Source organism: Candidatus Cloacimonadota bacterium (assembly GCA_028706475.1).
Lineage (GTDB): Bacteria > Cloacimonadota > Cloacimonadia > Cloacimonadales > Cloacimonadaceae > UBA5456.
Genome location: JAQWBI010000056.1, coordinates 1 through 8,897, shown reverse-complemented (window position 1 = coordinate 8,897; position 8,897 = coordinate 1). Strand labels below are relative to the sequence as shown.

The 8,897-nt window shown below is 45.2% G+C and carries 6 protein-coding genes and 1 tRNA gene; 3 read left to right on the top strand and 4 right to left on the bottom strand.

Annotated features, from left to right (window positions below):
- Positions 1–270: 270 nt before the first annotated feature.
- Positions 271–346: transfer RNA gene (locus PHF32_07960), tRNA-Ala, on the bottom strand.
- Between the two features lie 235 nt (positions 347–581).
- Here PHF32_07960 and PHF32_07955 point away from each other — a divergent pair.
- The gene (locus tag PHF32_07955; protein ID MDD4560650.1) at positions 582–2,366 is read left to right on the top strand and encodes a peptidylprolyl isomerase; all 1,785 of its coding nucleotides are present in this window, start codon (positions 582–584) and stop codon (positions 2,364–2,366) included.
- A 91-nt stretch (positions 2,367–2,457) separates the two neighbouring features.
- Positions 2,458–3,813 (top strand): phosphoglucosamine mutase, encoded by a 1,356-nt coding sequence (gene glmM / locus PHF32_07950; protein ID MDD4560649.1) that lies wholly within the window; start codon positions 2,458–2,460, stop codon positions 3,811–3,813.
- Here the strand turns inward: glmM and PHF32_07945 are convergent.
- The 3 genes from PHF32_07945 to buk all read right to left on the bottom strand — a co-directional run bounded on the left by PHF32_07945 (position 3,810) and on the right by buk (position 7,548).
- Complete coding sequence (locus tag PHF32_07945; GenBank protein ID MDD4560648.1) at positions 3,810–4,547, bottom strand: RNA methyltransferase; 738 nt, start codon at positions 4,545–4,547, stop codon at positions 3,810–3,812. The two genes, glmM and PHF32_07945, sit on opposite strands and share 4 nt — an antisense overlap.
- Before the next feature lie 163 nt (positions 4,548–4,710).
- Complete coding sequence (locus PHF32_07940) at positions 4,711–6,384, bottom strand: clostripain-related cysteine peptidase (protein ID MDD4560647.1); 1,674 nt, start codon at positions 6,382–6,384, stop codon at positions 4,711–4,713.
- 84 nt (positions 6,385–6,468) lie between these two features.
- Entirely contained in the window at positions 6,469–7,548 is a 1,080-nt protein-coding gene (gene buk, locus PHF32_07935) for a butyrate kinase (GenBank protein ID MDD4560646.1), read from the bottom strand.
- A gap of 535 nt (positions 7,549–8,083) precedes the next feature.
- Here buk and PHF32_07930 point away from each other — a divergent pair.
- On the top strand, positions 8,084–8,897 hold an 814-nt coding region (locus PHF32_07930), incomplete at its 3' end, for an IS3 family transposase (protein MDD4560645.1).

Sequence of the window (8,897 nt, the reverse complement as noted above, 5' to 3'; positions counted from 1 at the left end):
AAAGATGGCATACTGGCCTTCTTGTCAATTCGGTTTCGAAAGCATATTTTAGTCGTTTCGCCCACTTTTTCACCTAACTCATGCGCTAACTCTTTGGAAATAGATCAGGTCAAAGTGAACAGTCTCATACTGGCTTGTAGTCCGGAACGTCTGCCTCTGGTCTATGAGAAGGCTGCATATGTAAAGACTGCTTAGATAGATTGCATGTGTAGGAATCTGCACTGGACACGAAAAAAGCGACCTCAAGCTTTCCCAAGGTCGCCTAATATTTGGTGGAGCATAGCGGGATCGAACCGCTGACCTCATGACTGCCAGTCATGCGCTCTCCCAGCTGAGCTAATGCCCCAAAACTGAGCGTTTATATTTGATCACAGTTCCAAGAGCTTTGTTTTTGTCAAGCAGAAAATGGCTTAGCTGCCATCAGAGTACACGCATCCGTCTGTAGGACATGATGTTAACCAATATTTACTTTTCCTTATGTAAACTGAATATCGGGAAATAACAAAAAAACACTTGTGTAATTTGCCATTGCCAGAAAAGTGGCTCTTTAAAGAATATTACGATCCATTGTGGAGGATATAATGCTCGAAGACTTGAGAAAGAAACAGAAAGTCATCATCTATTTTGTGGCCATCATCTTCATCCTGGGGATGGGAGCCGTTGGTGTTGTGGAGGTTTTCACACCAAAGCCATATGTGGGCAAAGTGGCTGGTACAAAGATCAGTTTTGAGATGTATCAAAACAAGATTCAGGAAATGTATACCAGACATAGCGAAAGCAACCCCAATCAACCCATTGATGATGCAACCCGGAAGAACCTGGAGAATCAGGCTTGGCAGGAATTGGTGGATGGAATCCTCTGGGACAAGCAAATCAAAAAGCATAAGATAAAGGTCAAAGACGACGAAATCCTTACTGAGATGCAGAATAATCCTCCTGAGGAGCTCATGCAGAATCCCGCTTTACAAACAGATGGCAGATTCGATACAGGCAAATACATTGCCGCTCTTAAAAATGATCCCAATTTGTTCTTGGTCTTGGAAGACTATTATAAAAGCTATCTGCCTCGTAAACGCCTGCAAGAAAAGATTATGGCAGATGCCGGGATTACCTTGGACAGCTTAAAGGCCGAATACATTAAAGAGAACGACATTGTGCGTGGCAAGATGATATTCTTCGATTACAATACCATCAAAGACGTTCAGGTGTCCGATGAAGATATTCAGAAGTATTATGACGAGAAAAAAGAAGAAGAATACAAAAAGGGTCCAGCAACCAAGATGCAGTTCTTTGTGTTTGAAGAAAAGCCATCTGATGAAGATATCGCTGAAGCAAAGAAGAGTGCGGATCAGCTGGCTGCCAGAGCCAGAGCCGGGGAAGATTTTGCCCAATTGGCCATCGATTATTCAGACGATCCCGGATCGGGACAGAATGGCGGATCTTTGGGAGTATTTGGCAAGGGACAAATGGTTCCCGAATTTGAAGCAGCCGCTTTTAGCTTGAAAGAAGGTGACATCTCTGATCCCGTCAAGAGCGATTTTGGTTGGCATATTATTCGTGTTGACCGCATTGTAAGCACTGATCCAGCAAACCCTCAAGTGGAAGCCAGACATATTTTGGTGAAGATTGAAGCTAGTGAGACCACCAAGATCGAGATTGCTGAGAAAGCTCAGAAAGCTCAGGAAATGCTGAAAAAGAAGAAGATTGATGAAGTGGCAAAAGCTCTGGATATGGAACCCCAAGACAGCGATTGGGTGGCTCCTGATGCACAGTATATCTCTGGAATCGGTCAGCTTCCTCAGTTGATCTCCTGGATGGCAAAAGCCAAAAAAGGCAAAGTAAGTGAAGTTATCAGAGATCAACAAGGTCGCATGATCGTTGGAAAGATTACTGAAAAAGCAAAAACCTACTATGAAGAATTTGAGAAGGTTCGCCCCCGCATTCGCTATGAGCTTGAAAAGCAGCAGAAGCTGGCAAAAGCCAGACAAAAAGCTGATGAATTTGCCGCTAAATACACAGCTGACCAGTATTTTGACAAGGCTGAAGCAGAAGGTTGGAAAGTGTTTGATGTGACCAATTTCAAACGCGGCAACAGCGCTCCTGGCATCGGTATCTCAGATATGTTTGCCGATGAAGCTCTGAAACTGAATGAGGGCGATCTCAGTCCAGTAATTCACGATCCCAAGGGAAGTTACATTATAAAGGCTGAAAGCCGCACCAAACCAGATATTGCTGCTTTTGAGAAAGATACTGACAAACAAAAAGAGATTCGCGAGAAGCTGGAAAACCTCGCTTTCTCCCGCTGGTATCAGCAGATGCGGGAAGAAGCCAAGATAGAAGACCGTCGCGCAGAATTTGGCTTGTAACAACTGAATCTACTGGCTGTAATGCCGTCATATATCAGATGCGGATGGCCTTTGACGGTTTTCCGCATCCTTTGCTTCTAAAGGAGAAATCATGAGCAAACTAATGACTAGTGTGAGCGGGGTTCGGGGTATCTATGGTGACACTCTCACTCCACCTGTCGTGCAACAATACGTGGCGAGCTTTGCCGCAATACAGAAACAAGCATACGGAAAAGGCAGAATCATCATTGGAAGAGACAGCCGTACCACCGGAAATGCCATGATGCACAATATCGTATCCACGGTCAATAGTATTGGTCTGGACGTTACAGATCTGGGTGTGGTCTCCACTCCTACGGTTTTACTGGCGGTTGAAGAGAGCGATGCTATCGGTGGAATCGCAATCACTGCCTCTCACAATCCTCCTCAGTGGAATGCGATGAAGTTCGTGGATCGGGATGGTCTGTTCCTTGCTCCTGATAAAGCCGCCAAATTCCTGGCAGATGTCCATAAACCTGTTCTCTGGGCTGATTGGCAGACCGTAGGCCGGTTGAACTACGATGATAAAGCAATCCAGAGGCACATAGATAAAGTACTGAACATTCCATATTTGGATGTAGATGCTATCCAGAAACGAAAGATCAAGGTAGTTCTGGATTCCGTGAACGGTGCCGGAGGTCTGATCTCCCCATTGCTACTAGAGGCTTTGGGATGCACTGTAGTCGGCATCAATACTGACCCCACCGGCGTCTTCGCTCATCCGGCAGAACCATTGAATCAAAACCTTGGCCAGCTGGAAGAAGCAGTAAAAATGCATGGGGCAGACATTGGTTTTGCCACCGATCCGGATGTTGACCGGCTCTCGATCGTAGATGAACAAGGAAAGTGCATCGGAGAAGAATTGAGTGTTGTGCTGGCACAATGCTATGTTATGCCGAAGAAACGCGGTGATATCGTAGTAAATCTCTCTACTTCAATGCTTAGTGACGACATTGCTCGCAGATATGGGGTGAAGGTTCATCGCACAAAGGTGGGTGAGGTGAACGTTGGTAAAAAGATGCAAGAGCTTTCCTCCCCGATTGGTGGAGAAGGGAATGGCGGTATCATCTGCCCAGAAGTTCACTACACCCGCGACGCACCTGCAGGTATGGCTTTGATTCTGGGCTTGTTGGCAGAAAGCGGTAAATCGGTATCCGAATTGGTGCAAGAACTGCCCAAATACTACTTTGCCAAAGACAAACTTGAGCTTGCTGCCTCGGAAATGGATGCAGCCATGGCAAAAGTTCCACATATGCTACAGGGTTACGAGATTGATACTCAGGATGGCATCAAAGGCACTAGAGACAAGCATTGGATTCACATCCGTAAATCCGGTACCGAACCTATCATCAGAGTGTATGTGGAGAGTGAGAGCCCGGATTATAGCGTTCAACTCTGCCAGGAGACTATCCAGAAACTGAAACATTAGTCCGTATACAAGGACAGATGATAACATAAGATAGCAGTGCTGATGGCAAGATTCAGAGATTCCATGCTTCCATGCATCCTGATCTTGAGGCTCGAATCTGCTCTTGCCATCAGTACTTTGTTAACTCCGTGAGCTTCACTGCCCAGGATGTAAATCTCCGGGTCAAGGGAGGGACGGTGGTCTTCCAATGCTGTATCAGCATCCATGTCCAATACCACTTTCTTAGCCTCCAAAGCAAGCAATGCTTCGTAGTCCAATATCTCCCAAGGGATAGCATACACTGCCCCCAGGGAAGCACGTACCACCTTGGGATTAGCCAGTTCACAACTGTCTTCGGAGAGGAAGATGGCATCCATGCCTAATGCTGCAGCTGTGCGAAATATGGTGCCCAGATTACCGGGATCAGACACTCGATCCAGATACAAGGCTCGCTTGAAACTCTTTACACCCGGATTTGGCAAGGGATATAAACCGGCTATGCCCGCCGGATGCTCGCTCTCGCAGAAACGCTTCATCTCATCAGCACTGCATACCCAAGTACGGATGTTTTGCTTCTTCTCAAGCTCAGGGGAGCAAATAAACAGCTCCAGAGGCTCTATTCCAAAGGCTTCTAACTGATCTATGAGTCTTTGTCCTTCAACCACCATCAGCTCTTTTCCCAGGCGATATTTCTTTTGTTTCAGCTTGGCTAATTCCGCAATATATGCCTTGGAAATTCTTTCATTTTTGGGCACTGGATAGCTCCTTGTTAATCAGTTATCTACACACTTATCCACATCCATTGGTGGATAAGTATGATGATCTAAGTTGTTGTTACATGTACACATGATCTTCTCGCCTAAAACTCGCTAAGCACTTATCCACAAGTTATCCACATTGTCATAACGGCCTGTCTTTTTATAAGATAGAGAACTTGACCCGCAAGCGCTTGCCTGTAGCACTATACTCTACTATGTACACTCCGCGGATCAGCGAATCAAAACCGGGGATATCCTGTAGCAAGATGATACCTGATGATTTTGCACTTGGATCATGGTCGAAAGACAGAATTCTCTGACCTTTAAGATTATACACATAAATCTTGGATTCTGCAATTGAGTCCACTGCAAGGTACCAATCCAGAAAGGCGGGAGAGTTCGTGGACACGGGATTGGGGCGCACTACTAGGCTCTCTTTGGGTGTCTCGTACTGGTAGTCTATACTAAGGGCAACTGAGGTATTTCCGGACTGATCAACAGCATAGACTCCGCAGTTTCCTGAACTGCCGATCTCGAAGTCTACGTGGATTTCCTGGGCATAGATTTGGGAGTAGAGCCAGAAATCCGCATGATCGCCCTGTATGTGGTAACACAAAGAGTCCACATCTGCCGGAGCTTCAATAGCGAGATGCAAGCGGCCGTGGTATTGATACTGACGAATCAGCTTTGGGGCTGAAGGCGCATCCTGATCATTCCCCAAAGCAGCATTCACCAAGCTTAGCCACGAGCTTTGGGCAAATGCGAGTTTCATATAGGTTGACCAGGCGATATTCAGATTGTAGCGGACATCAGGAAACCAGATCGCCAAAGCACCCAAATTTTGCTGGTAGTAAGTAGTAGAAAAGACATTGTACGGGACTAATTGCTCGTAAAACTCCCATACTTCGGCACTCATTTCCGGCAGGATCCCGTTTTCGATGATTCGGGAAAGCATCTGTTTCACATCCACATCTGCGTATCCGCTATTCATTTCGTATAAGCTATCGCGTATCTTCATGAGTTGCGCTGCATGGGGATAGAGATTGCGCCAGTAATCTGATAGCAGGTTGTAGTAGCTACCCAAAACAGAAGTATCTATTACCGAACAGCTTATGTTTAGAAAGTAGTTTGAGGGATTATTCTGCGAACCGGGCAGATAGGATTCCAGATACAAATCCGGAATCTGAGCTGCCACAGCCCGGGGTTCTTGGGAAAAGAGCGGGATCATTGTCTGATAGGGAAAGCCGTTTACTGGCACCAAATCTGCCGAGCCGACAATGTAATCTGCAAAGTGTCTTAGTTCATATCCAATTTCTATGCTTTGCATGCTGCAAGCGTCAAATAGTAGGATATCCAGGCTGGGCGTTCCAGACAATGCAGCGCTCAGTTCGCCATTTGCTACTCCGATGGCGTTTCCGCTTTCTTCATCAGGGGAGATGTATTTACTTTGTTTATACCAGCTATCCGCGTGAGACCATATAATCAGCATTCTGCGTGAAGCAGGATAGTGCTTAAAGCCCCAGGAGACGAAATCTCTCAGCACTTCAGGATCACCGCTGTCCACATTACCCAAGCTCTGCACAATGCGGGAATTGAATCCTGCTTCGGGATTGTGCTCGATTTTATGTCGTTTTGCACCGCTTCCAGGTAAATCAAGCTGTACGATCAGGTTCAGATTATGTGGTTGTTCCACTGCTTCCATTGCTTGTAAGTTCTCTATGGCCTGTCCAGAGAGATCGTTATCCGCACCCATGTAGATCAATACCGTCCAATCCTCAGCAAATAGAGCCGGGACAAGCATGAGCAGAAATAAAAGTAGGGAAATTTTCTTCATATTAAAAGCTAAAGTTGTATGTATAAAACGGGAAATCCGGCAGAATGTGCCGGATACCCCAAGTAATTGCTATTGATCGAGGTTTTAATATGCATAGTCCATGGCTTCTTCCTGGCCATTGAGAACCCGGATGCCGCCCTGGCAAAGTGCTTCCATCTCTTTTTCACCAGGATAGAGGTGAATATCTGCTATGAAGCTGCAGCGGGATTTGATCTCGTTTACAATGAGATCATTGTAAACCAAACCTCCGGAGAGGAATATTCCGTCCACTTTTCCGGAAAGCACAGTTGAACAAGCGCCTATCTCCTTCGATACCTGATAGCACATAGCTTGAAGGATGAATTTTGCTTTTTCATCGCCTTCCATGATGCGTTTGTTTACTTCGATACCGCTGTCGGTGCCCAGATAAGCCATCAATCCGGCCGTTTTGGTAAGGTATGTGGTCAATTCTTTTTTCGTGTATTTACCACTGTACGCCAAATCCAGTAAATCACCTATAGGTAACGCTCCAGCGCGCTGAGGGGAGAAGGGTCCCATTCCCAAAAGTGCATTATTGACATCTACCACTCTGCCGGATTTGATGGCCGCGATTGAGATGCCTCCGCCCATATGAACTCCGATGAGGTTCACACTACTGATGTCTTTGCCCAGTTCTTTGGCCATCAGACGAGCGATGTAGCGGATGTTCAGAGCATGCAAGAGGCTTTTACGCTCGATTTCCGGAACACCGGATATTCTTGCGATATCGTCAAATTCATCCACTACCACAGGATCTACGATGAATCCCGGAATACCAAGTTCTTCCGAGATTGCATTGGCAATAAAAGCACCCAGATTGGATGCATGAATACGGCCCCAAAGAGCTGGATCCTGCAGATCGCGCAACAGGCTTTTCCCGATTTTTATCGCACCACCACTAACCGGGCGCACCAATCCACCTCTACCGACTACGGCATGCAAGCTTTTGGCATCTACATTGTTTTCTGCCATAGCTTCCATCACCAATCCTTTACGAAAGTCGTATTGTTCAATGATACCGCCAAACTTGTCCAGCTCTGCTGGATCGTGCCTTAAAGTCTTCTCAAATACTGGATGATGATCGTCGTAAACGGCTATTTTCGTAGAAGTAGAGCCGGGATTAATCGCGAGTACGCGGTAGGACATAATACCTCCAAATAGTACTATATTTATTTTTTTTACCAAACTAGTTGTTTGCGATATCTTGTCAACAGATTAGTGGAATTTTACTATCTCTTAGTGGGAGACTACTAGGGTGACCCAGCAATAGGCGAGGCTCAGAGATCTCTTAATCAATGACAAAACATGGATAAACATTGATAAATAGTAATAGATGGATTGATAAAACACTGATAAGCTAAAACCCAAACAAATATGAAAATCCAGAATCCAGAACCCAGAACCAGAACCAGGAAACATCAAAGCGTGGCATGGTTCGGATACCCAGAACGTTAACTAAGCGTAAGAATGCTCCACTGGTGTTGATTCATGAGCCAATTGATCGCCAGTTTAGGAGATATGAAGAGATCATCATGTATCAAGAGTCTCTAATTGAAGCTCTTTACTCAGAAGCTGATGAGGAGACTAAAAAAAAACTGTTAGAAGGGCTCTCTCCATCTCGTCGAGCAAGGCTAAAAAAGACGGGAAAGCTTTAAACAAGAGCTTATTTTCAGAGGCTAACATGATATCTCGGCAAAATCTTTACAAGACTTATCTGCATTGTGATGAAGAGAAACTTCAACGTGATGACAACATCCGGGATCAAATCATCTCAATTCTTGAGGGGCGGCGAGGGCTATCCGGGACTCAGGTACGCAAGGAACTGCTCACAAGGGGCGTAAGGGTCGGCAGAGATAAATTTTATCAGATCGTTAACCGATACAAGCTTACACTAAACTCACGTAAGAAAGCATGGAAAAGGCAACATTACAGAAGTAAGGCAGCATCAAATATGATCCTGAACCATACATTTCGTAGAGTCTTTGAAGTACTTTTTGCCGATTATACGGAGATATCGACTAATGAAGGAAAAGTTCTGCTGCTTTTAGTTGAAGATTTGGTAAGCCGTTATATAACGGCGTATCGTGTCAGTAACACTTGTAAATCAGCTCCTGTAGTGGAGGCGCTTCAAGAAAGTCTTGCCTTGAAAGCATCATTGAAGCTAAGATATAAGACTATATTCCACACGGACAGGGGATCTGAGTTTGTAAACCACGCAGTTAAAACTCTTGCAGCCTCTAACAACGTAGTAATAAGCAATACCGGTAAGAATCACTGCTATGAAAACGCTTACATGGAAAGTCTTAATAAGACCCTGAAGTATTGCCTGGGATTGAGGGATAAGTTTAACACAAAAGAAGAAGCATATCAGAACATTGAAGCGGCAATAAACAGCTATAATTATGAGCATCTCCACAATAGTATAGGAAAACGTGTACCTCGCACAGTATTAATGAGTTACACGGGGAAAAAATCAGGAAAGCCAGAAGGAAACC

Bases quoted from the DNA above. Each gene is read 5' to 3' on its own strand.
- PHF32_07955 (MDD4560650.1), top strand. From the start codon at position 582: ATGCTCGAAGACTTGAGAAAGAAACAGAAAGTCATCATCTATTTTGTG.
- glmM (MDD4560649.1), top strand. From the start codon at position 2,458: ATGAGCAAACTAATGACTAGTGTGAGCGGGGTTCGGGGTATCTATGGT.
- PHF32_07940 (MDD4560647.1), bottom strand. From the start codon at position 6,384: ATGAAGAAAATTTCCCTACTTTTATTTCTGCTCATGCTTGTCCCGGCT.
- buk (MDD4560646.1), bottom strand. From the start codon at position 7,548: ATGTCCTACCGCGTACTCGCGATTAATCCCGGCTCTACTTCTACGAAA.